Source organism: uncultured Sphingomonas sp. (assembly GCF_934560975.1).
In the GTDB taxonomy this organism is placed as follows: Bacteria; Pseudomonadota; Alphaproteobacteria; order Sphingomonadales; family Sphingomonadaceae; genus Sphingomonas_I.
In genome coordinates, this window is sequence record NZ_CAKTFO010000008.1 from 33,402 (window position 1) to 56,018 (window position 22,617).

Annotated in this window: 15 protein-coding genes; 10 read left to right on the forward strand and 5 right to left on the reverse strand. The window is 64.8% G+C overall.

What is annotated here, in order from left to right:
* Positions 1-60 precede the first annotated feature (60 nt).
* Positions 61-2,481 (reverse strand): TonB-dependent receptor, encoded by a 2,421-nt coding sequence (locus Q0D93_RS07595; RefSeq protein ID WP_294392580.1) that lies wholly within the window; start codon positions 2,479-2,481, stop codon positions 61-63.
* 920 nt (positions 2,482-3,401) lie between these two features.
* Between Q0D93_RS07595 and Q0D93_RS07600 the strand changes: the two genes are divergently transcribed.
* Entirely contained in the window at positions 3,402-3,863 is a 462-nt protein-coding gene (locus tag Q0D93_RS07600) for a tRNA (cytidine(34)-2'-O)-methyltransferase (protein WP_294392582.1), read from the forward strand.
* Positions 3,864-3,882: 19 nt separating this feature from the next.
* On the opposite strand, the gene Q0D93_RS07605 is transcribed toward Q0D93_RS07600, so the two are convergent.
* A complete protein-coding gene (locus Q0D93_RS07605; protein ID WP_294392583.1) occupies positions 3,883-5,316 on the reverse strand; it encodes an ATP-binding protein in 1,434 nt (477 codons plus the stop codon).
* Positions 5,317-5,476: 160 nt separating this feature from the next.
* Between Q0D93_RS07605 and Q0D93_RS07610 the strand changes: the two genes are divergently transcribed.
* The 4 genes from Q0D93_RS07610 (at position 5,477) to Q0D93_RS07625 (ending at position 10,101) form a co-directional block, all read left to right on the forward strand.
* Positions 5,477-6,880: a histidine kinase dimerization/phospho-acceptor domain-containing protein gene (locus Q0D93_RS07610; protein WP_294392585.1), complete on the forward strand. Its 1,404-nt coding sequence runs from the start codon at positions 5,477-5,479 to the stop codon at positions 6,878-6,880.
* A 20-nt stretch (positions 6,881-6,900) separates the two neighbouring features.
* Positions 6,901-7,263 (forward strand): response regulator, encoded by a 363-nt coding sequence (locus Q0D93_RS07615; protein ID WP_294392588.1) that lies wholly within the window; start codon positions 6,901-6,903, stop codon positions 7,261-7,263.
* 49 nt (positions 7,264-7,312) lie between these two features.
* On the forward strand, positions 7,313-8,749 hold the full coding sequence (locus Q0D93_RS07620; RefSeq protein ID WP_294392591.1) for an aminotransferase class I/II-fold pyridoxal phosphate-dependent enzyme: 1,437 nt from the start codon (positions 7,313-7,315) through the stop codon (positions 8,747-8,749).
* 65 nt (positions 8,750-8,814) lie between these two features.
* Complete coding sequence (locus Q0D93_RS07625) at positions 8,815-10,101, forward strand: OmpW family outer membrane protein (protein ID WP_294392594.1); 1,287 nt, start codon at positions 8,815-8,817, stop codon at positions 10,099-10,101.
* A gap of 598 nt (positions 10,102-10,699) precedes the next feature.
* Here the strand turns inward: Q0D93_RS07625 and Q0D93_RS07630 are convergent.
* A complete protein-coding gene (locus Q0D93_RS07630; protein WP_294392596.1) occupies positions 10,700-13,078 on the reverse strand; it encodes a bifunctional diguanylate cyclase/phosphodiesterase in 2,379 nt (792 codons plus the stop codon).
* A 225-nt stretch (positions 13,079-13,303) separates the two neighbouring features.
* Here Q0D93_RS07630 and Q0D93_RS07635 point away from each other — a divergent pair, with 225 nt between their 5' ends.
* A complete protein-coding gene (locus tag Q0D93_RS07635) occupies positions 13,304-14,140 on the forward strand; it encodes a hypothetical protein (RefSeq protein WP_294392598.1) in 837 nt (278 codons plus the stop codon).
* A gap of 46 nt (positions 14,141-14,186) precedes the next feature.
* Here Q0D93_RS07635 and Q0D93_RS07640 read toward each other — a convergent pair whose 3' ends face one another.
* A complete protein-coding gene (locus tag Q0D93_RS07640; RefSeq protein WP_294392599.1) occupies positions 14,187-15,488 on the reverse strand; it encodes a DUF2264 domain-containing protein in 1,302 nt (433 codons plus the stop codon).
* Entirely contained in the window at positions 15,485-16,471 is a 987-nt protein-coding gene (locus Q0D93_RS07645) for a DUF4861 family protein (RefSeq protein WP_294392602.1), read from the reverse strand. The genes Q0D93_RS07640 and Q0D93_RS07645 overlap by 4 nt, the downstream gene beginning before the upstream one ends.
* A gap of 109 nt (positions 16,472-16,580) precedes the next feature.
* Between Q0D93_RS07645 and Q0D93_RS07650 the strand changes: the two genes are divergently transcribed.
* The 4 genes from Q0D93_RS07650 (at position 16,581) to kduI (ending at position 22,544) form a co-directional block, all read left to right on the forward strand.
* Positions 16,581-17,303: an FCD domain-containing protein gene (locus Q0D93_RS07650; protein WP_294392604.1), complete on the forward strand. Its 723-nt coding sequence runs from the start codon at positions 16,581-16,583 to the stop codon at positions 17,301-17,303.
* Between the two features lie 83 nt (positions 17,304-17,386).
* Positions 17,387-20,383 carry a TonB-dependent receptor gene (locus Q0D93_RS07655; protein WP_294392606.1) on the forward strand — a complete coding sequence of 999 codons (2,997 nt, stop codon included), beginning with the start codon at positions 17,387-17,389 and terminating at the stop codon, positions 20,381-20,383.
* Positions 20,384-20,562: 179 nt separating this feature from the next.
* The gene (locus Q0D93_RS07660; RefSeq protein WP_294392608.1) at positions 20,563-21,693 is read left to right on the forward strand and encodes a glycoside hydrolase family 88 protein; all 1,131 of its coding nucleotides are present in this window, start codon (positions 20,563-20,565) and stop codon (positions 21,691-21,693) included.
* A gap of 14 nt (positions 21,694-21,707) precedes the next feature.
* Complete coding sequence (kduI, locus tag Q0D93_RS07665; protein ID WP_294392610.1) at positions 21,708-22,544, forward strand: 5-dehydro-4-deoxy-D-glucuronate isomerase; 837 nt, start codon at positions 21,708-21,710, stop codon at positions 22,542-22,544.
* The last annotated feature ends 73 nt before the right edge of the window (positions 22,545-22,617 follow it).

Here is a 22,617-nt window from a genome sequence, read left to right on the forward strand (position 1 = left end):
CGCATTCACACCAAATCGAGGCGGGCCGTGCAGGCGTGCTGCGCGACCCGCCAACATGTATCAGAAGCTGAACGTTACCCTGCCATAATAATAGCCGCCGTTGATGCCGTATGGGCTGAACGTCAGGGGTGCGTCGAAATTGTTGCCCCCGTTGACGATCGTCTCGTCCGCAAGCACCTGGATCTTTGGCGGCTTCTTGTTGAACAGGTTGTTGGCGCCGGCGCTCAGCTCGATCACGCTGCTGAGCTTGTACGAAAGCTCCAGATCGGTAATCGCGGCGGTCTTGATCGTCTGGCGGTAATAGGTGCCGCCGTCCGGGCTCACATCCTGGCTGCTCTTGCCGTACAGCGTTTCACGCAACGTCACCGACAGCGCGTCCATGGTCCAGAAGGCGCCCGCGACCAGCTTCACCCGCGGTGATGCGCGTTCCAGGTTGCTGATCGCCTCGGCGTCGAACAGGGCCACCGGCCGGGTGCCGCCCGGCGGCGTCAGGGCCGCGGGTGCCAGGCCGATCTCGGTCAGCTTGGTCCTGTTATAGTTGGCGGACAGCGTCCAATTGACCGATCCCATCCCACCCAGCGGCGTCGTGTAGCTCGCGGTTACGTCGATGCCGCGCGTGCGGGTGTCGGCACCGTTGGTGAAGATGTTGATGCCGGTCTGGCTGACGGTGGGATCCAGCACGTTGCCGTTGGCGATGATCGCCGCCGTGACGCTGGGGAAGTTGATCGCCCCGCCGCTGCCGTAGAGCGATCCCGTACCCAGAATGCGATCCCGCACCTTCACCTGATAGGCATCCACCGTGACGGTCAGGCCGGGCGCGGGCGACAGCACGGTGCCCGCGCTGAAGTTGGTGGATTTTTCCGGCTTTAGATTGTCGAAGCCGAGCAGCTTCGCCGCCGCGGAATTGGCGGGCAGCTGCACAAAGGCCGACGTGGGCGACACGTTCGTCGCGGAATAGAAGCTCTCGGCCAGGGTCGGCGCGCGGAAGCCGGTGGACACGGTGCCGCGCAGGGCGAAGGCGTCGGTGAAGTCGTAGCGACCCGTGCCCTTGAAGATCACCCGACTGCCGAAGTCCGAATAATGTTCGTAGCGGACGGCGCCGTCGGCCTTCAGCCCCTCGACGGGCGTGAGCGCAATGTCAAGGTAGACGCTCTCCGCCTCGCGCTTGTGCGTGCCCGCGTCGGACGGGCGGAAACCCGGATAGGATTGGCCGCCTTCCTTGTAGATCGAGCCCGGATCGCCCGATCCGATCGAATATTTATTCCAGCGATACTCGCCGCCGAACGCGACGTTCATCGGCTCGGCCATGCCGACGTCGATCTCGCGGCTGAAATCCAGGTTGCTGGTCCACTCCGCCGCCTTGAACGTGCCGTCATAGAAGCTGGTCGGGGTGAAATGGGTGTCGATGAACAGCGATCGATTGGCACTATTGATCGTGTAGATCTTGTTCTTGTCCTGGCCGTAGGTCGTGCTCAGGTCCCAGTGGAAACCGGCCACGTCACCCTTCAGGCCGCCGGTGATGGAATAATCATCCTCCCGGATCTTTTCACGCGGATTGAAGCCGTCCGCGTCGAAGATGATCGCGCCCGGCTGGCCCAGCCCGCCGGCGACCCCCAGCACCGGCGAGGCGACGATGCGGTCCGGCACGCGCAGGTTCTCATACGCGCTGGCGATCCGCTTGGAATAGCTGCCGAAGCTGTAGGCCTGTATGTCGCCGAAGGTGTAGCCGGCATTGAACTGCGCATTGGTGAGGTACGAGCGGGCATCGCCGCTGATCCGGTTCACATAAGGGAAGCCCGGAATGTTGCGATACAGCGCCTGCTGCGCCGGAGAGAGCGAGGCGCGCAGCGCGCCGCTCGGGTCGGTCACCCGCGTGTCGAGCCCACCCACCTGGGTGAAGTCATGATAGCGGTGGAACAGGGTGACGTTGGCGAACCCGTCGTCCCCCAGCTTGGTGGCGAGGTGCGCGGTCGCGGCATAGGTATCGCCGCCGACATTGTAATTCTTACCGGCGGTCGCATAGCCCATGCCGCCTTCGGCATCGTCCTTGAGGATGATGTTGATGACGCCGGCGATCGCATCCGACCCATATTGCGCGGCCGCGCCATCCTCCAGAACCTCGATCCGCTTGATGGAGGATGGGGAGATCAGGTCGAGATCGGGGGCGGCGGCGCCCTGATACGGTCCGCCGAGCACCGCCAGATTGGCCGTACCGTGCCGGCGCTTGCCGTTGACCAGCACCAGGGTGTGGTTCGGACTGAGGCCGCGCAGGCGGGCTGACAGGGTCAGGTTGGCCGTGTCGCCGCCGAACGCCTGCGCGGTGAAGGACGGCACGAGCTGCGTCAGCACCTGGTTGAGGTTGGGCTGGCCGACATGCTCGATCGCCTCCGAACTCAGCAGCTTGATCGGCGTCGCGCTTTCGGCGGCGGTAATGCCGCTCGCTCGGGTGCCGGTGACGATGATGTCGCCATCGGCGGCCACGCCCGCCCCGTTGGCGCCTTGGTTGCCCGGAAGAGATTGGGCCTGCACGCCTGCGGACCCGGCGAGAATGGCTGTAAGCAACGCGTGTCGAGAAATCGCCGAAAACACCTTCATCAAAGCCCCCTTTAACAAAGAATTACGGACCTCTCCTCGTGCAGGCGATCTGACGTCGCCATTATTCAAAATTCACAATTCACAACACAAGCTACCGCGCCGCAACAACGGCACATACACGATTGTAATTCTCTAGCTTGACGTGACGTTTTACAATTTTGATTCTTGCAACAGGGGCATTAGTAGTCAGCAAAATATTTTACCCGCAAGAGGTATATCAAGCAGGATTGATGCGCTGCCGCAATTTGTCTTCCTGTCGCTTTTCTGCAACAAAGCAGACGCGGCGGCACATACCCCGGCGTGCATCCGCGGTTGGTGGCCGACATGAGACAGCCTTCCCCTGCGGAGAGCTGGAAAGGGCGCGCAACCTGCGGTCGGAGAGATCGGGCTATGGCGGCGATGCGCGGAGCCCACCGCCTCAACCGCCGTTCACGACAAAGGCAAGGCGCGCCATTTCGGCGTCGTGCCAACAGCAGGATCGCGTCGGCTGGCCGTGGCCGGGGCTTCGGCGGCGATGGCCGATGCAAATAGTGCAGGCGTAGGCCAACGACGCGTCCTCCACTTGCAGGCGACAGATCACCCGCACAAAAGGCCAATCATGCCTAAGAGGACGTCGACTCCTTCACCGGTCATTCGCCGGTTTGAGGTAAAGAGAACGTAACCCGCCGAACTCCGCAAGCATATTCGTGACACTATCGCGACAGCCGGCATGTTCGGGCCGAGTGCGGCAGATGTGCACCACTCGCCTTCCCCACAAAGGACCAGGCAGGCTTGCGCACGTCCGCCGACAATGCCTACCAGCCGGGATGCGCATTGCCCTGTTCGAGCCCGAGATTGCGGGAAATGTCGGTGCCGTTCTGCGGCTCGGCGCCTGTATGGGCGCGACGGTGGACCTGATCGAACCGATGGGATTTGCGTGGGACGATCGGCGCGTCAGGCGGACCGCGATGGACTATATCAATCATGTCGCCGTGACGCGGCATGTCGATTTCGCTGCATTCCGCACGGCGATCGGTTCGCGACGGCTGGTGCTGTTCACCACCAAGAGCCAGCAATCGAGCTACGATTTCGGCTTCAGGGCGGACGATGTCCTGCTCTTCGGCAAGGAAAGCGCAGGCGTGCCGGCGCACATAGCCCAAGCGTGCGATGCCCGACTGCGCATTCCGATGCGGCCGGAGGTCCGATCGATGAACCTTGCCACGTCGGCAGCGCTGGCGCTGGGTGAAGCCCTGCGCCAGACCGCGACCTTGCCGGGCATTGCCGACTGAAACCTTCGCGCCCGATCGCTCAGGCAGCGTGCCGGCGGGGTGTCGCGACCGGCGCATCATCCGGTTGCTCCACGTCCGCCTGCCCCGCGATCGGCTGCTCCACGATAGGAATGTCGATGGAGAAACTGGTTCCGACACCGCGTTCGGAGCGTACGGAAATGGTGCCTCCCATCATCTCACAGAATTGCTGCGTCAGCGCGAGGCCCAGGCCGGTGCCGCCATAATGGCTGACCGTGTCGTTTTCGGCCTGGCCGAAGTTGCTGAAGATCCGGCCGACCCCTTCCGGCGTCATGCCGATGCCATTGTCGGCCACCTCGATCAGCAGGCGGTCGCCCCCTGCCTGCGCGCGCCGGCCCACGGTCAGCATGATCGTGCCCTTGGTGGTGAACTTCGCCGCGTTGCTGAGCAGGTTGAGGATCGACTGTCGCACCTTGAGCGCGTCGAGATCCAACGTGCCGAGCTCGTCCTGCAGCTCGACCACCATACGATTGTCGCGCTTGGCGATCAGGGGTGATGCGGTAGCGACCACTTCGTCGATCAGCCCCGCAACCAGGATCGGCTCCGTCGTCAATTCCTGCCGATTGGCCTCGATCGCGGACAGGTCGATCGTGTTGTTGACCAGCGCCAGCAGGTGCCGTCCGGCGGCGTGGATGCGGTCGAGATCCTCCATCTTGCGATGCGCCTCGGGGCGCTCCTCGAAATTCTCGCGCAGGATGTCGGCATAGCCGATCACGGCGTTCAGCGGCGTGCGAAGCTCGTGGCTCATCTTGGCGAGAAAGATCGACTTCCGCTTGGACGCGCGCTCCGCCGCTTCCATCGCTTCGCGCAGCAGCGCCAGGTTGGTGCGCTGCTCGATCGTCTCCTGCTCCAGGTGCAGGCTGATCCGCATCACCCGCTCATAATAGAGCATCAGCAACGTCATGTAGACCAATGCGCTGATGATCGAGAATGTGTTGGCGAGGTATAGCCCCTTCGGGTCCAGCAATGTTGGAAACGCGCCATAGATCACGCGCGCGGCGAAAAAGGTCGCGAGCTGGACGGCGACGCCCACCAGCATGCGGGCGATGGCATCCGCCAGATAGAAGAAGCCCAGCGCCATCGCGATCAGGAACCAGGGCAGCAGCGGCGAGGCGATCCCGCCAAAGAAGAAGGAGCCGAACAGGCTCATCCCCACGATCATCTGCACTGACAGGCCCGCGGCGATCGCCAGGCTGGCCGTCGCGCGCAGCACGAAGGGGATTGCCAGGAATGCGAGCACCATGGCTTCCAGCACCCACAGCTGCCAGCTGCCGCCCGCCGACGTCCGGCTCAGGAAGAAGGTGACGGACTGCCCCATCAGCGGACCCGCCAGATGCAGCGCCACAAAGGTCCGCAGCATCATGTGGTCGGAGTCCGTCCCGCGCATCGCGTGCGGGATGAACCAGTTGATGAAGCGGTGAACCGACCTGAGCATCGTCTTTTCCATGTTGCGGCAGGCGACGGTCTAACCGGCACGTTTTAACAAAAACCGACCACAGAGTTTACTTCGCTTTAGGATGATCTGGCTAAGTGCCCGTTCGTGTCCGGCTGGTTCGCCATTTGGATGCATGGCGACACCGGGGCGGGATGCACGAATGACGAGAGGTAACAGAAGAGGCCATGCGCGCCTCGAACTGAGCGCCTTGCTCGACCGTTTCATTCCGATCGAGTTACAGGCCAATGCCGAAACGCATCGCCGTGCCCGCATGTTCATGCTTAGCCATGTATTCGGGCCGGTGCTCAGCAATTCCATTCCGCTCTACATGTATTGGAGCGGCATTTCACGAGATTATCGCGCCCACGTCTTTCTGACCTCGATCCTGGCATTCTGGATCTATCCATTTCTGCTGCGATCGACCGGGCGTTACCAATTGCTTGCCTTTGCGTCGGTCCAGAACCTGATCTTCTGTGTTCTGTGGGCGTGCTTCTCCTATGGCGGCATGACTTCGCCATTCCTGCCGTGGATCCTGATCCTGCCGCTGCTGGCATTCTTGTACCTCCCGCCCACCGGATGGGTGCGTAACGCGCTGCTCGCCCAGATCTTCGGAAGCGTCGTCGGCTTCACCGCCTTGTGCTTCAGCGGCTATGCGCTGCCGCCGGCCGAACTGCACGAATTACAGGCAATCGGCATGATCTCCATGGCATCAGTGGCGCTCTATTTTGCGATGATGTCGCTCTATTTCGCGAAGATGTTTCGCGAACAGGGACAATTTACGCGCGAACTCAACTCGCTGGTTTCCACCTCCGACAATCTCCGCAACCTCACCGCCGCTGCCGAACAGGCGAGCCGTGCCAAGGCGGACTTCGTCGCGGGCATGAGCCACGAGCTGCGCACGCCGCTCAACTCCATCATCGGCTACAGCCAGCTGCTGATGGAAGAGGCGCAGGACGAGGATGACGTCGAGACTGTCACCGACCTCACCCGCGTCCACGACGCCGGCGCGCACCTGCTGCGGCTGATCGACGACATCCTCACCTATTCGCGTATCGAAGCGGGCAAGATGCCACTCAATCCGTCGGTGGACAGCGTTGCAAAGGGCGCAACGCGCTGGAGCGTCGCGGCGGACGCGGCGGCGATCAGCCCGCGCGTCACGATCGACCCGTCATTGATGCGGATCGATCATCCGCTGGCGACCGACTGGACGCTGGTGGATGCCATCATCCAGCGCCTGATCGCGGGCATAGCAGTCCGACACCACGGCGGGGTCATTACCATGGCGGCGGCGCCACCGCAGCCCGGCCATGACGGCCTCGCCATCGCCCTTACCTATTGCGACGCGCATGGCCACGCACGGCCGATCGCCGCCGACAGCGAGATCTTCGTGGACGAGGATGACGCATCCTCCTCCAAATATGGCCGCAGCGGGATCGAGTTCCCGCTGGCGCACAAGATGACGAACCTGCTCGGCGGCACGCTGCGGCCCGCCGCGCCGGCCGCCCTGCTGCTCACGCTGCCGCCTTTGCCCACGCTTCCACCCGAACACCGCCTCGCCGCCTGACAGAAAGCCGCACGGAGACCATGACCAAGATTCTGATCGTCGAAGACAACGAACTCAACCGCGACATGCTGCAACGTCGGCTGGAGCGTAAGGGCTACGAGGTCGTGTGCGCCGTTGACGGTCCACAGGGGATCGCAATGGCGACCAGCGAACGCCCCAACCTGATCCTGATGGATGTCGCCTTGGGCGAGATGGACGGATGGGAAGCAACACTCGCCATCCGGGCTGCACCCGCCACTGCCGATATCCCGGTGATCGCGCTGACCGCGCATGCGCTGGAGAGCGACCGCCGCCGAAGCGTGGAGGTGGGCTGCGTCGAGTTTGAAACCAAGCCCGTCTCGCTTCCGCAACTTATCGAAAAGATCGAACGGCACGCGGCCTGACGACGCCGACACCTTCCTGGGCCAACTCAATTCAACGGGGGACTGAATCATGAGCAACACCAACATGACCGAACACACCCACTTCGATGCGCTGGGCGGCAGCATGCGCGACTTCCGCTATCTGCCGGGCTCGGACCTGCTCGGCCGGGTGGAGGCGTTCTATGGATGGCAGCAGGCGCGCCGTTCCGCCGGCGTGTGGCCGCTCGGCCGCTCGACCGAGATGGGCGCGTTCAGCCGCGCGGTCGCCCGCACCGATGACGGCGCGCTGTTCCGTGGCGTGAACTTCGCCAGCCAGGACTATCTGAGCATGAACGCGCACCCGGCGATCCTGGACACGGCGATCCAGGCGATGCGCGATTATGGCGTCCATTCGGCCGGCTCCCCGGCGCTGGTCGGCAACACGTCGCTGTCGATCGCGCTGGAGCGCAAGATCGGCGACTTCCTCGGCTATGATCATGTGGCGCTGTTCCCGACCGGCTGGGCGGCCGGCTTCGGCGTGATCAAGGGGCTGGTGCGAGCGAGCGACCATATCGTGATGGACGCGCTGAGCCACGCCTGCCTGCAGGAAGGGGCGCAAGCCGCGACACGCAACATCCACCTGTTCCGCCACAACCAGGTCGAGCAGCTGCGCGCCAAGCTGGCGAACATCCGCGCCAAGGACACCAGCAACGGCATCCTGGTCGTCACCGAAAGCCTGTTCTCGATGGATTCGGACGTGCCGGATATCCGCGCCATGCAGCAGGCGGCACACGAATATGGTGCGACCCTGATGGTGGACGTGGCGCACGATCTCGGCAATCTCGGACCCACCGGACGCGGCATGATCGAGGTTCAGGGCATGTTGGGCCAGGTCGACGTGGTGATGGGCTCCTTCTCCAAGACGTTCGCCTCCAACGGCGGCTTCGTCGCGGCGCGCGGGCGCGCGGTGAAGGAATATATGCGCTACTACAGCTCGCCCAACACCTTCTCCAATGCGCTGTCGCCGGCGCAGGCGGCGATCGCCGGCAAGGCGTTCGACATCATCCAGTCGGACGAAGGCGCACAGCTGCGCGCCAAGCTGATGGACAATATCCTGACGCTGCGGAAGCTGCTCGCCGGCTGCGGCCTCGAAACCTATGGCGAACCGTCCGCCATCGTCTGCGTGAAGATGGGCAGCGAGGCGCTGGCACGACTGGTCAGCCGCCGCCTGCCTGCTCTAGGCATGCTCGCCAATCTGGTCGAATTCCCGGCGGTGCCCAAGGGGCAGGCGCGCTTCCGCCTCCAGGTCATGGCCAACCACACGCAGCATGACATCGTCGATGCGGTGCATCGCCTGTCGACAGCCGTGGCGGAAGCCGGCAAGGATCTGGACGCGCTGGACCAGGGCCATGCCACCCTCGCCACCTTGGACCAACACCGCCCGCTGCCGCAGGCGTCGCACATGGATGAAGCGGCGGTCTCCGACACCCTGCCGATCGAGCAGGAACCCCTGCGCGCGGCATCGTAGCACCATTCTTAACCCGGATTTTACCTCGGCAAGCCAGGATGCTGCCGAGAAGGAACCCACTGACCATGAAGACGATCTGCCTGATTCTGGGGGCACTGCCAGCCGGCAGCATGCTCGCACTCGCATCGCCGGCTGCGGCGCAGCAGGCGGGGGACGCCTATGTCCGCGTCGCCGCCGCCCGCACCAAGCTCGTCGACAATGGGGAGGTCGCCACCAACGGCGTCGTCAACCCCGCCGACGGGTACAAGACCCGCGATGCCTATCACGGCGTCCTCACCGGCGGATTCTTCATGTGGAACGGCGTTGCGGTGGAAGCCTCGATCTCCACCCCCGCCACCACCAACAACGTGCCGGCGGGCGGCCTGGCCGGCCTGCCCAATCTGGGCGATGACGAGTTCACAACCGTCACCGTCGGCGCGAACATCCAGCCGTTCAAGGGCCGTGTGTCGCCCTTTGTCGGTGCCGGCATCGTGCGTCATTTCACCACCCAGGAGCGTGACGGGCTGGGCGTCGGCCTGAACATCCCCAACGCCCATGGCCCCTATGTGCAGGCCGGCGTGGACTATGCGCTCACCCCCCGCTGGGGCGTGTTCGCGTCGGTGCGCAAGGCCTGGTACGACACCAATGCCACCGGCCGGCTTCCGCTGGACGCGACCATGACCAGCTTCGCGGCGGTTTCGGCCAAGGCCGAACTGGACCCCGTCACCATCCAGCTGGGCGTCACAGCACGCTTCGGCCGCCATGCGGACGACGGCGCGCTGGAGCCGATCGGCACAGATACCACCAAGTGGACCGTCCGTGCCGGCCTCACCAGCCTGACCCTGGCCGACCGGGTCGACCTGTCCGTCGGCGGCGCGCACTATCCGGGCGCGGACCTGTCGACGTTTGAGCATTGGACGCCTACCGTCCAAATCGGGCGCTTCCTGACGCGCAACGTCGCCATCAACCTGACGGCGGGCATCCCACCATCGATCGATGTCTATGGCGGCGGTTCGATCGGCTCCCTGCCCAAGCTGGGCAAAGTGCGCTACGGTCCGATGGCGCTCACCGCGCAATATCACTTCACCCGCAGCGGCCGCATCCGCCCCTATGTCGGCGCGGGCGCAAGCTACATGATCGTGTTCGGCACCAAGGACGGCACTTTCGAGAACCTCAAGGTCAAGGACGATTTCGGCTGGGCGTTCGAGGCCGGGACCGACATCATGATCAGCAATCGCGTGGCGATCTTCGGCGACGTGAAGAAGGCGCTGCTCCGCCCCGTCACGACGGGCCTCTTCATGGGCGACAGCGTGGTCGGCAAGACCCGCCTGGACCCCTGGGCGTTCAGCGGCGGCATCGCCTACCATTTCTGACCAACCTGCATGCCCGATCCCGGCGCGGCGGCCATCGCCCGCGCCGGGATCGCAGCAGGTAGGGCACGCCGGACGCCTTGCCTGCCACCTCTCGCCAATGGCCTGTCCCGGGTGAGTTCCCTCCCCTGCCAAGACGTGATGGTTCAAAGGGAGCCTGCTGCTGCAAGCTCCCTTTTTTGCGCCCTGCATCGCTTGCTCCGGCAAGCCGCCGCCGGCGCGCGCTCCTGCCGATCAATGGCAACCACGATCGCCCAGCGGCACCGTTGCTGTCACAACGCCATGAACGAAAGGGTAGACGTGGCCAGACCGACGCTGCCAAACACCATGCAAGGCTGCGCGCGTAAATCGCCCGGTTGCTGGACAGCACCGCTACGGGGCCGATGCCCCCATCAACGATTGCGCAAATGGCTGGTCCTACCGACAGACAGTCCCGACTACGAAACCCTCTCGTGCTCCCCCAAAGGCGGAAGCGCAGGCACCCGGGCGATGCCGCTTCGGATTGCCCCTACCCGCCTTACTCACGCCAGCATTGCGCGGCCTGGCAGACGGCAGCGTCCGACACCACCATCCGGCTCAAGCCGCGAAAAGCCGCGCTCGATCAGGACAGGTGCGACAGCGACGAATTGGCGCGCCCATCGGCCGCCTTGGTCGCCATCCAGGCTTCCAGCTGATCGATCGGCATGGGACGCCCCGTAAAATAGCCCTGGATGAAATCGCCGCCCAGCAACTGCACCACGGCGGCCTGCTGCGCCGTTTCGACCCCTTCGGCGATGATCGCCATGGACAGGCTGTGGCCCAGGTCCACGATCGCGCGGAGCAGTTCGGTCCCCTGCCGCCCCTGGTCGAGCGCGGTGATGAAACTGCGATCGACCTTCAGAATATCGACGCCCAGATCTTTCAGGTAGCTGAGGCTGGAATAGCCGGTGCCGAAATCGTCCAACGCGATCTTCAGCCCGGCCTCGCGCAGCTCCGCCATTGCCCGGTCGGCGGCGCGGGTATGCGTCACCAGCACGCCCTCCGTAATCTCCAGCCGCAGCAGTTGCGCGGGAACGGCATGGGCGGCGAGTCGCTCGACGATCTTGCGCGAAAAGCCCGGCTGCCGGAACTGGACCGGCGAAATGTTGATCGCAATCGGCACGGTGCCGAGCCGCTTGATCTGCCGCAGCGCGCGTTCCAGCACCCAATCGTCGATGTCGACGATGTGCCCGCTCGCTTCCGCCAGCGTGATGAGTTTGGCCGGGGAGACCGGGCCGAGCAGCGGGTGATTCCAGCGCAGCAGCGCCTCGACGCTGGCGAGTTCGCCCGTGCGGGCATCCACCACCGGTTGCAGGTGCAAGTCTAACTGATCCTCGCTCGACAGGGCTTCGGCCAAATCGTTGCGCATCGTGCGGCGGAAGTTCAGCGCCTCGTCCATCTGCACGTCGAACGGCTGCACCGGTGTGCGGCCGTCGAGCTTTGCCCGGTACATGGCGACGTCGCTCCGCCGCAGCAGTTCCTGGCCGGTGACCTGGCCGGCGCGCCCATGCGCAATGCCGATGCTGACACCGATGTTGAGCTGATGTTCATTGCTGCGCACCGGTTCGACCAGGGCATCCTGCATTGCATTGGCGAACCCATGGATCGCGGCCTCCGAACCGGGGCCGAATGCGGCCGCACCGAACTCGTCGCCGCCCAGCCGAGCCAGCAACACGCCGCCGGGTCGCACCGCCGCGAACCGCTTCGCCACCTGCGCCAGAAGCTGGTCGCCGACGTCATGGCCCAACCCGTCATTCACCTCCTTGAAGCCGTTCAGGTCCGCGAACAGCAACGCGGCTTCGGACCGGCTGGATGGCGCGAGACGATGCTCCAGCTCCCTTTGAAAGGCGGTGCGGTTCGGCAGGGACGTCAGCATGTCGACGTCGACCGGCACCCGGCGTATCGGTGCGAAGCGCATGCCCAAGGCGAAGGTCGCCAGCATGATGGCAGCATGGATGGGCCGCAGCACCCCCGCAGCCTCCAATGTCACGGACAATGCCGTGGCGAACAGCAAGGGAGCGGCGGCTCTTGCCTGCTCCCGCAGCCACGCCAGGTCCAGCGTCCGGCGCTGCCCGTGCCGGTCCTCCGGCGAACCCTCGGCAGTCGCGTCGGCGGGCGTCTCACCCGCGCCCCGTTGGGTGTCGGGCGCAGGCTGGGCAAGCTGGTCGCCGTCCAGCACCAATGCCAGCATCTCGCGGCTGGATGCGGTGATGCGGGCCAGGTGCCATTGCTCCGCCTCGCGTTCCTCCACGACCGCATCCTCCACCAGCAGTTCGCTGTACCCGATCACGAGATCGAGCCCGCTGCGCAGATCGTGGCTGGATTTGGCCATGAAGTCGGCGGCGCGTTGATCCTCCTGCTCCATGTCGCGGATGGCGTCGCCGGTGCGGCATGCCGTTTCGTCATAGCGCGCGGCCATCTCCGCCAGCCTGGATCCTTCCACCTTGAGGCGCGAATAGAAGGCGGCGATCAGCGACACGTACAAAGCGGCGGCAAAGGACGATGCCAGAAACAAGGCGCCGAGCGCGCCCTGCTCCAGGCGCGGTGCTTGCGGCCAGAGGTGATGCGCGATCAGGAACAGCAGTCCTTGAAGGATCATCGCGCCCATGCAGCGGAGCGTCGCCTGCGGCAGATATGCGAAGCCGAGCAACGTGGCGACGATCAGCCACGCCGCGAAGGGCGAATTGAGCCCGCCATAGAACAGGGCGCCGAACAGGCTGATGGCGGTCCACAGGTGCACCGACAGAAACGCCGCGCGACGAAGTCCCGATCGCGCCACGAACGGCAGCAGCCACAGCAGGCACATGCCGGCCGTGAGCAGCGGCGCCACCGCATCGTGGCGGTTGTCGAACGTCAGCAGACTGGCGCAGATCGGCAGCCCGAAAACGGGCCCGAGGAGATGCAGCACCACGAAGCTGCGATACAGCTTGGGGTCCTCGCCGCTCGCCGCCGGCTCCTCCAAGAGCTGCGCAAGGAGGCTCGGTCGTGCCGGCAGGAGCGGTGAAGTAAACGAGGAGCGCATAATGGCTATCGGATTAGCCAACGGCCGTTAACCGGTTATTACGACACAACAAAATAAAGATGAGCCATGCACCGCTTCCACCCCCCAGTAAACCGGAACTGGTATGTTCGTCTGGTTGGCGGGTTTGGGAGATTCGCCGCGTTCCAGGCAAGGCGCAATGCCGCGGTGGATGGGCAGCACCTTCGCCTGTTCATCGTCAGTCACCTGTGCGGGCCGTTGATCGGCCTGGCGCTGGCCGCCCTGATGGTGGTGCTGGGCTTCCCCCTGGATAGCGGCCTCCAGTCATTTGCCGTGCTGGTGTGCCTGTTTTGGGCTTACCCGGCGGCATTGGCCGCAGGAGCACGATATTGGCTGCTGAGCCTGGTGTCGCTCCAGCACCTCACCGTCGTGATCCTGTTGGCAAGCCATGAATATGGCGGCTTCACCTCCCCATTTCTGCTGTGGCTGGCGGTGGTGCCGTTGCTGGCCTTCCTGTATTCCGCACCCAGCGTGCGGCTATGGGCGGTTCTGATCGGGTTGTTGGGTTTGAATACCGGCCTGTTCGCGGTCGTGACCGCCAATTTTCCCGCACCACCGCCCGTTGATCCCAATGCGCTGCATGGGCTTGCGCTGGTATCGTTGCTGTCCGCCTGTACCTATGTCTCCATGATGGCGGGGTATCTTGGGCGGGTGCTGAGTTCGCGCAACGAGATGGCCGAGATCGTCGCACAACGCAGCGCCGCTGCTGCATCGCTGGACCGGCGCAGTGGCGAGTTGCGGCAGATGCGCACCGCACGGGTCGCCAGCCTGTCCCGGCTGGTGCGGGGGTGCAGACCTCCGGTGAGCGACATCCTGAGCAGTTGCGAACAGGTGATTGAAAATGCGCCTGCGCACCGCCGCTCGTCGGACATCTCCGACCTGCTGAGCATCAAGGCTGCCGCGGCGCGCCTCGCCGACCATGTCGAGGAGATTGACCGCTATCGGACGGGTCTGACCGGCACTCCGTCGGATGCGCGTGCATAGCCCGACGGCATGATCCTGCTACTGCCGGCGTATCGCGACCGCCTGCTCAGTAGCTGACGTAATAATCCTTGCGAAAATCCTCGCCCGAGAAGGCGCGCAGCATCGTCCACGGCAGCGCGGCGTCGGTCCAGTATCGGTGCGTCGGCGGCAATCCCAACGCAATCAGGCTTTCCGACGCGATATACATGCTGCCTGCGTTGGAATAGGTGTCCCCCAATGTGGGCTGGTGGCGCGCGAAACCGATCGTCAGGTAGCCGTCCGCATTGAAATTGCTGGGATCCTTGAACACGCGCCGCTGCGCCGCCATGGTGGCCGCACGGACCTGCCCGAACGGAAGCGTCGCAGGCAGAAGCCCACGCCAGGCCAGGTGACCGAGCGGCTGGTGCACCGCCGTGCGATAGGTCAGGGACCGCCCGATCGCGGCATAAGCGCCGTCCGGGCCGATCATGCGCTCAAGATGCTCGGCGTAGCGCTGCGCCCGCTTCACCGCGACCTGCAGTTCCGCCGCGGGCTTGAGATTGTTGAACGCCGGTTCGCCCGCGCTCAACGTCTCCAATATCTGCACCAGCATGGGATGGATGACGTAGCTGTTGTAATAGTCGAAGTGGAAGCGATCACCGTCGCCATACCACCCATCCCCGACATACCATTCCTGGAACTTCTTGATCGACAGGTCGACGCGCATCGGGTCCCAATCCTCCCCGATCGAGAACAGGAACGCCTCGTTCATGGCGGCGAACAGGATCCAGTTCTGGTAGGGCGGGGAAATGCGGCGGAGGCCCTTGATCTCCTCGACGATGCGCCGCTTGGTGGCGGCACTCAGCGGTTTCCACAGCGCATCCGGTGCACGCAGCAGCGCGCTGGTGAAGTAAGCGGAATCCACCAGCGCCTGGCCATGGCTGCGCCACAGCAGATAATCGAGGCTGCGCGGATCGACGGAATGCTCGAAACTCGCACAGGCCTGATCGCGCAGCCGGGCTCGCAAGCGTCCTTCCGCAGAGGCGTCGTCCGGCAGCGCCAGCCAGGGCGCGATCCCGTCGATCAGGCGCCCGAAGCCTTCGAGATAGGCGACCCGGGTATCGCGACCGTCCCAAGTCGGGCTGAGTTCCGGCTTCCACTCACGCTGGAGCCGGCCGCGCGACATGGGGCCAAGCACCGGCCCTGCCATCCGCCGCAGCAGATCCAGCGCATAAGCGCGATCGGCGGCGCCATCCGATAGCGTGGCGCCACCGGTTTCGCTCCCGACGGTCGCGGCGGCGTGCTGACCCGAAGCGGCCGTTGCGGCAAGCATCCCCGCCCCTCCCCCCAGGCTGGCCAACAGGTGGCGACGATCGACGGCGTGGCTCAACGAACATCCTCCGGCACAGTGAAATCCAGCGTCGCGGTTCGCGCATAGGCGTCCCACGATTCCCGCGTCACGAACCTGCCTTGCCCCTTGTTCCAGGCGGATCCTGAGTAATAGACAAACGGCTTGCCCGGCATAGCGCGGAGCAGAACGAGCTGGTTGTCGGCGTCGCTCCGCACGTCCGCGATCATCGCCGGGTCGACGCGCAGCGCGATCGCCATGCGGCCATGATCGCCGTCTTCCGGCCCCCACCAGGATATCAGCCCACGCGCGCGATCAACCGTCAGCTCGCCGGCACCCTGGCCCGTGGTGCGCTTGCCGATGCCGATGCCGACCAGCAGCGGATCCGCCTTGTCGGACGAAAGGGTCGATACGAGCCGGGTGAAATGGGAGCCTAGCGGCAGGGTGAAGCGCCGCGTCTCCCACACCTTGCGATCAACACCGACCGGCCAGGACGCATACTCCACCACGAAGTCCGCCACGTCGCCGCCCGTGGCGATGATCCTGTGGCGGACATAGTTGCGCGATGTCCATAGCTTGTTGTTGTACCAGATGCCGAGCCCGCCAGCGCCGCGGGTGGTGCCGACATTGTAGAAATCCAGCCCCTCGCCATGATACGCATGCTGGTCGCCGGTGCGCAGTTGGCGATCGGCAAACGGCCAGCCGACATTCTTGCCCCAAGAGTCGATGCCGGAGCCGGACGGCGGCTCGGCGGCTTCCAGCGCATGGCCGTAGATGCGGTGGGCAGTGCGATCATTCTCCCACAGCAGGTCGTCGTAGCGATAGGGCGCGAGCGTAACCGCAGCGCGAGGCGCGCGCGCATTCGGGGCGGCAAGCGCATTGGCGGAGAGCGTGGCGGACGCAGCGGCCCGATCCGGCGCGGGTTGCAGGGCAGACGCCTGCGCCAGCGGCAGGCACACCGCCACGCCTACCGTCAGGCGCAAAGTCAGCCGACGCTGCATCCACCAGGATCGCCGATGCGACATGTCCTCTCCTTCGTAACTATGTTGTACGACAACTTAGATTGCCCTGGCTTTTCTGCCAAGCGCGATCAGAGTTGGTGTTTAACAGCCGCAAAGCGGTCATAGGAGGGCCATGGCCAAAACCGTATCGCTAGCCGACGCACTGTTCATGAAGCTGGAAGCGCAGATCCGGTCGGGGGACATGGCGCCCGGCACACGCATGCCCACGCAAAAAGACATTGCGGAGCAGCAGAGGGTAAGCCGAACCGTGGTGCGCGAGGCAATGGCCCGGCTGGAAGCGCAGGGCCTGACGGTCGCGCGCCAGGGGTCGGGCGTGTTCGTGTCCAACGACGCCGCGTTTCAAGCATTTCAGATCGCCCGCCATGAGATCACCGAACTGGCCGACATCGTGCGGCTGCTGGAGGTGCGGTTGTCGGTGGAAGCGGAAATGGCGGCGTTTGCCGCGGCCCGGCGCACGCTGGACGACATTGCCGCGATGCGGGGCGCGCTGCACGACATGGCGGCGGTGGCAGACGATGCGGTCGCTTCGGCGGCAGCCGACACCCGGCTGCACATGGCGATCGCGCGCGCCACCCAGAATGACACGTTCGTCAAGCTGATCGAGTTTCTGGGCGTGCGCCTCGTCCCGCCGCGCAGCCTCTACCTCCGCAACCAGCCTCCGCACGCGCAGCAGGCCTATGTGGAAAAGGTACGCGCCGAACATGAGGCGATCGTCGACGCCATCGTGCGGATGAATCCGGCCGGCGCGCGTGACGCCGCGCGCCACCATATGCAGGAAAGCCTCAGTCGCCACACCGAATTGAGCCAGACGATGAATCTGCTGTCGCGTAACTGACACAACCCGTTGACGCCTTCGCCAGGTTGTATGATAACTTGTCCTCACGCCAAAATGGCGGAGCATTGAGGAGGGGGGAAATCATGGGCAAACTGGCCCGTATTGGTGTGACATCGACGACGGCACTCGCGTTCGCACTGCTGGCCGCGCCGGCCATGTCGCAGACCAGCCCTCCCCCGGCCGAAAGCCTGGGCAACGCTCCTGCCGCGCCTGGCACCAGCCCGGTGGGCTCATTCACGGCGCAGTCGGCTTCGCCAGCGCCGACCAGCCCGACCCCCGTGCCGCCGGACGGCGCATCGCCCGTGGAGGCGGACGCACCGCAGGAAATCGTGGTGACCGGCTTCCGCCGCAGCCTGGCCGAGGGCCTGTCCTTGAAGCGCGAAGCGGTGGGCGTCCGCGATTCGATCGTGGCCGAGGATATCGGCAAGTTTCCGGAAGCCAACGTCGCGGACTCGCTCCAGCGGATCCCCGGCGTTATCCTCAGCCGCGACGGCGCCTCCAACGAAGGGCAGCGGATCAGCATCCGCGGTCTCGGCTCCGAGTTCACCACCACCACGATCAACATGGCGCCAGTGCGGACCACGTCCTCGCTCAACGTCGGCAGCTCAAGCCGCGACTTCAATTATGACGTCTTCCCGTCGGAGCTGTTCGGCCGCGTCGATGTCTACAAGACGCCGCTCGCCAATTTGGAAGAGGGCGGCATCGGCGGCAATGTCGATCTGCAGACGCCCCGTCCCTTCGACAGCAAGGGTCGGGTCATCAGGTACACCGCGCAGGCGAACTACAATACGGGATCGAAGCGTTGGGGGCCGCGCGGTTCGCTGCTGCTCAGCGACACGTTCGGCGACTTCGGCGTGCTGGTCGGCGCCGCTTACTCGAAGACGGTGAACGAGCGGTCGGGCTTCCAGTCGACAGGCGGCTACAATTCGTCCGTGATCGGGTCCGGCGGCTACAACACCCCGGCGGGACAGGCGCGGCCGCTGGTAGGTCCGTTCGAGTTCCAGCTCGACCTCGACAATCCCCGGGCCAATTTCGGCACGCTGACCCGCGCCCAGGTGGCCAACGGCCTGCTGCCACGCTTCTACCGCGTGTTCGCGTCCAGCAACGAGCGTGAGCGGCTGGGGCTGGTGGGGTCGGTCCAGTACAAGACCGATCACCTGGATATCAGCCTGGACGGCATCTACTCCAAGCTGAAGGACAATACGGACGAGGTCACGTTCGGCGTGCCGATCCGGAACACGCGCACGGTGGCGGGAACGACCAGCCCGGCCGGACGCGGCACCAATTCCGGCCTGATCCCGCTCGACGTGCGGCTGGACGATTACAACAATCTGTATGGCACGTTCGGCAACACCTCGATCCTGACCGAGAGCTTCTACCGGGATGCGGAAACCCGCTTCAGATATGGCATATTGCGCGCCGCATGGGACGTGACCGACGCGCTGAAACTGTCCGCGCAGGGCAATCTCAGCAGTAGCCGCGCTTATGGTTCGCAGAACCGCATCGTGGCCAACATCTACGGCATCACCACCACGTTCGATCCTACCGACAACGTCTCCTACCCCGCGATCGGCACGCCGGTCGACATCACCGATCCGCGCAGCTACACCGATCCGTCGATCGGTTTCGGCGATGCGTTCGAGACGGACAAGCAGCGAACGGCGCGCGCCGTGCTCGACTGGACCCCGGTTGACGACGGCAAGCAGATGTTCGCGCTCAAACTGGGCGGCAGTTACGTCTCCACCGAGAAGGAGATTTCGCGGCGCGATGCAAGCGCACTCGGCGCGAGTCGCACCCTGCCCGGCGGGGGCACGTTCCGAACGCTCGACGTCTTCTCGTACATGGACCCCCATGTGCAGTTCGGGCGCCTGCGCAACGGCGGCAATGCCGGCTTTCCGTCCCAATTCGCGACCTTTTCGCGCGATTTCGTGCTGAACACGCTGGATGCGAACGGCGCCAACCGTGCCGCGCCAGTGCTCCTCAACGGCTCGTTCAAGGCGGAGGAGGTCGTCAAGACGGGGTTCTTCGAGGTCAATTTCAAACTGCCGCTGTTCGGCAGCGAATTGCGCGGCAATGCCGGCGTCCGCTATTCGGACACACGGACGATCATCAACAATTATGTCAGCGCCGGCGGCGGCAACTTCCAACCGGCGGAGCGCCGGGGCGGCTATGACAATTGGCTCCCCTCCGCCAGCCTGTCGTTCGACGTCACGCCAAAGCTGACCATTCGCGCATCGGCGGGGCAGACGATCACCCGCAACGCCCTGTCGACGATCGCCGGCAGCACGGTCGTGCCCAACGTGTTCAGCGCGGACGTGACCGTCGGCAATCCGGACCTGCTGCCGCAACTGTCGGATCAATATGATCTGGTTGGCGAGTGGTATTTCGCGCCGGGCGCCCTGATCAGCGTCGGCGTGTTCCAGAAGGACATCCAGAACCGGCCGTTCGCGTTCCAGGACTTCGTGGCATTCGGCTCGCTGGGCCTGCCGTCAAGCGCGTTCAACGCGCCGTCCCTGGGCTTTGCCGACGGCACCATCCCGGGGGATTTCCAGATCCGCCGAACCCTGACGATCAATCAGGGCGAGTTGAACCTCAAGGGCCTGGAAGTCGGCTACCAGCAGAATTTCACTTTCCTGCCGGCACCTTTCGACGGCCTGGGCGTGACGAGCAGCTTCACCTATATCGACCAGAAGGGCGGCGACTTCGTCACGTCACAGGGGACGCGCACCTCCATCTCGTTCGTGCCCGATTATTCCTACAGCATTACCGGTTTCTACGAAAAGGGGCCGTTCTCCCTCCGCGCCTCCTATAATTACCGGGGAAAGACGGGCACGTCGTTCAACAATCTCGGCAATGACCAGATCGTCTACTTCGCGCCGCAGGGCTATCTGGATGCGACGGTGAGCTACCGCATCAACGACTTCATCGAATTGCGCGTCGATGCGCTGAACCTCACCAACGTGAACACCTATACCTATTACGAAAACCCGGATCAGCCGAGCGGCAACGGCAAGTCGCGCCGGGACAACAGCTTCTTCAACGGGACGACCGTCTCGTTCGGCATCCGCGGCAGGTTCTGAGCGCCGTCCGGGCACGTCCGGCCTGACATGCCGGATGTGCCGGGCGCGGAAAGGCGGTAGGCTCTCGCCCCGCAAGCGAACTCGACAGGCCGGCATGAAGCCGCTGCCCCCAGCGGCGGCTTCATCTCGCCATTCCCGAACTGGCGACCGCCGGCCCCAAGACTTCTGGAGAAACATGCATGATCGGCCGACTTCTGACACCCGTCGCGATCGTCGTCGCGGCCGCCTCCCCTACCTTGGTCCACGCCGAAGCGACGCCGATCGCGACGGCGACGCGGATGGCGGAATGGCAGCTCGCGCGGCTGAAGGATCCGGGCCGCGCCAGCAAGGCGACCACCAACCCACGGTCGTGGGAGCAGGCCGTGTTCTGGGTCGGCATGACCGCTCTGGCGGATGCCGGGGCGCCGCCGCAGATCAAGGCCGCCATCCTCGAAATGGGGCGGGCCAATGGCTGGCAACCGGGCGCGAAGCCCTATTTCGCCGACGACCATGCGATCACGCAAAGCTATTTGTGGGCGGCGGAGCATGGCGCGGGTGCCGCGGCGCGCAGCCCGACCCAGGCGACGTTCGACCAGGTGGTCAACAAGCCCTCCGTCACCACCCTGGCCTTCTACGTCCCGCCGGAAGGATATGACGCCGCCGAATGCCTCACCCGCTGGTGCTGGTGCGACGCGCTGTTCATGGCGCCGCCCGCGCTGCTGGAATTGAGCCGTCAATCCGGCGATCTCCGCTACCGCGCGTTCGCGCTGCGCGAGTTCTGGGCGACCACCGACTTCCTGTACGACCCCGTGGAACGCCTTTATTACCGGGACAGCCGCTTCTTCGAGCGGCGCGACCAGCAGCAGCGCAAACAATTCTGGTCGCGCGGCAATGGCTGGGTCTTCGCCGGCCTGGCGCGCAGCATCCCGCTGATCCCCAAGGACAGTCCCGATCGCCGGCGGATGGAGGCGTTGTTCAAGGAGATGGCGGCCAAGCTGCGCACCTTGCAGAAACCGGACGGCTATTGGGCCCCGTCGCTGCTGGCGCCGGAAAACGCCCCGCCCGAAGCTAGCGGCACGGGCTTCTTCACCTACGGCATGGCGTGGGGCGTGCGCACCGGCCTGTTGCCCCGCGCGGAATATGAGCCCGTCGCCCGCCGGGGGTGGACGGCCATGCAGCGGGCGGTGCAACCCGATGGCGGCCTCGGCTGGGTCCAGCAGGTGAGCGACCGGCCCGACAAGGTGGAGGCCAAGGACACGCAATATTACGGCGTCGGCGCATTCCTGCTCGCCGCGACCGAGATTGCGGCGCTCGATCGCACAGCCCGCTGATCGAGGATCCAGGCGTGTATCAGAAGACGTTCTACGGCACTCACCCCGACATGATGGCGGGCGCATCCAACCAGGATCTGCGCGACCGCCATCTGGTGACCGGATTGTTCCGCGACGGCCAGGTCGTGCTGACCTATTCGCATGGGGAACGGTTCATCATCGGCGGGGCCGTCCCCACGGGCTCGCCGCTGCCGCTGCCGGTGCAGACCGAGCCGGAAAGCAGCGCGGGCCACCCGCTGCTGGAACGGCGCGAACTCGGCGTGGTCAATATCGGGGCGGGCGAAGGCACCATAACGGTGGACGGGCACAGCTTCGTTCTGGCGCGCCATGAGGCCTTGTATGTGCCCATGGGCTCGCGCGACGTGACCTTTGCGGGCATGGGTGCGCGCTTCTACCTGTTGAGCGTGCCTGCCCATGCGGCGTTTCCGTTGCGCAAGGTGACGCTGGGCGACACCGATCCGATGCGGCGCGGCAGCGCGGACACCTCCAACGACCGCATGATCTACCAGCTGGTTCTGCCGCACCTCTGCACCAGTGCGTCCCTGTGCCTGGGGCTGACGCAGCTGAAGCCGGGATCGGTGTGGAACACCATGCCGCCCCATGTTCATGAGCGTCGCAGCGAGATCTACCTGTATTGCGACCTTCCGGCGGACAATCGCGTGTTCCACTATATGGGGCAGCCGGACGCTTTGCGCCACATCGTCGTCCGGGACGAGGAAGCCGTGATCTCGCCGCCCTGGTCGGTCCACATGGGCGCCGGCACCAGCAACTACACCTTCATCTGGGCGATGGCGGGCGAGAACCAGGATTATAACGACATGGACGTGTGCGACATCTGCCAGCTGCGTTGAGCAATTCGGGATCTTTCCAGGCGAGGGACGGCGGCTGAGGTTTTGGGGCGGACCGTCGCGATCCGGGCGGGAT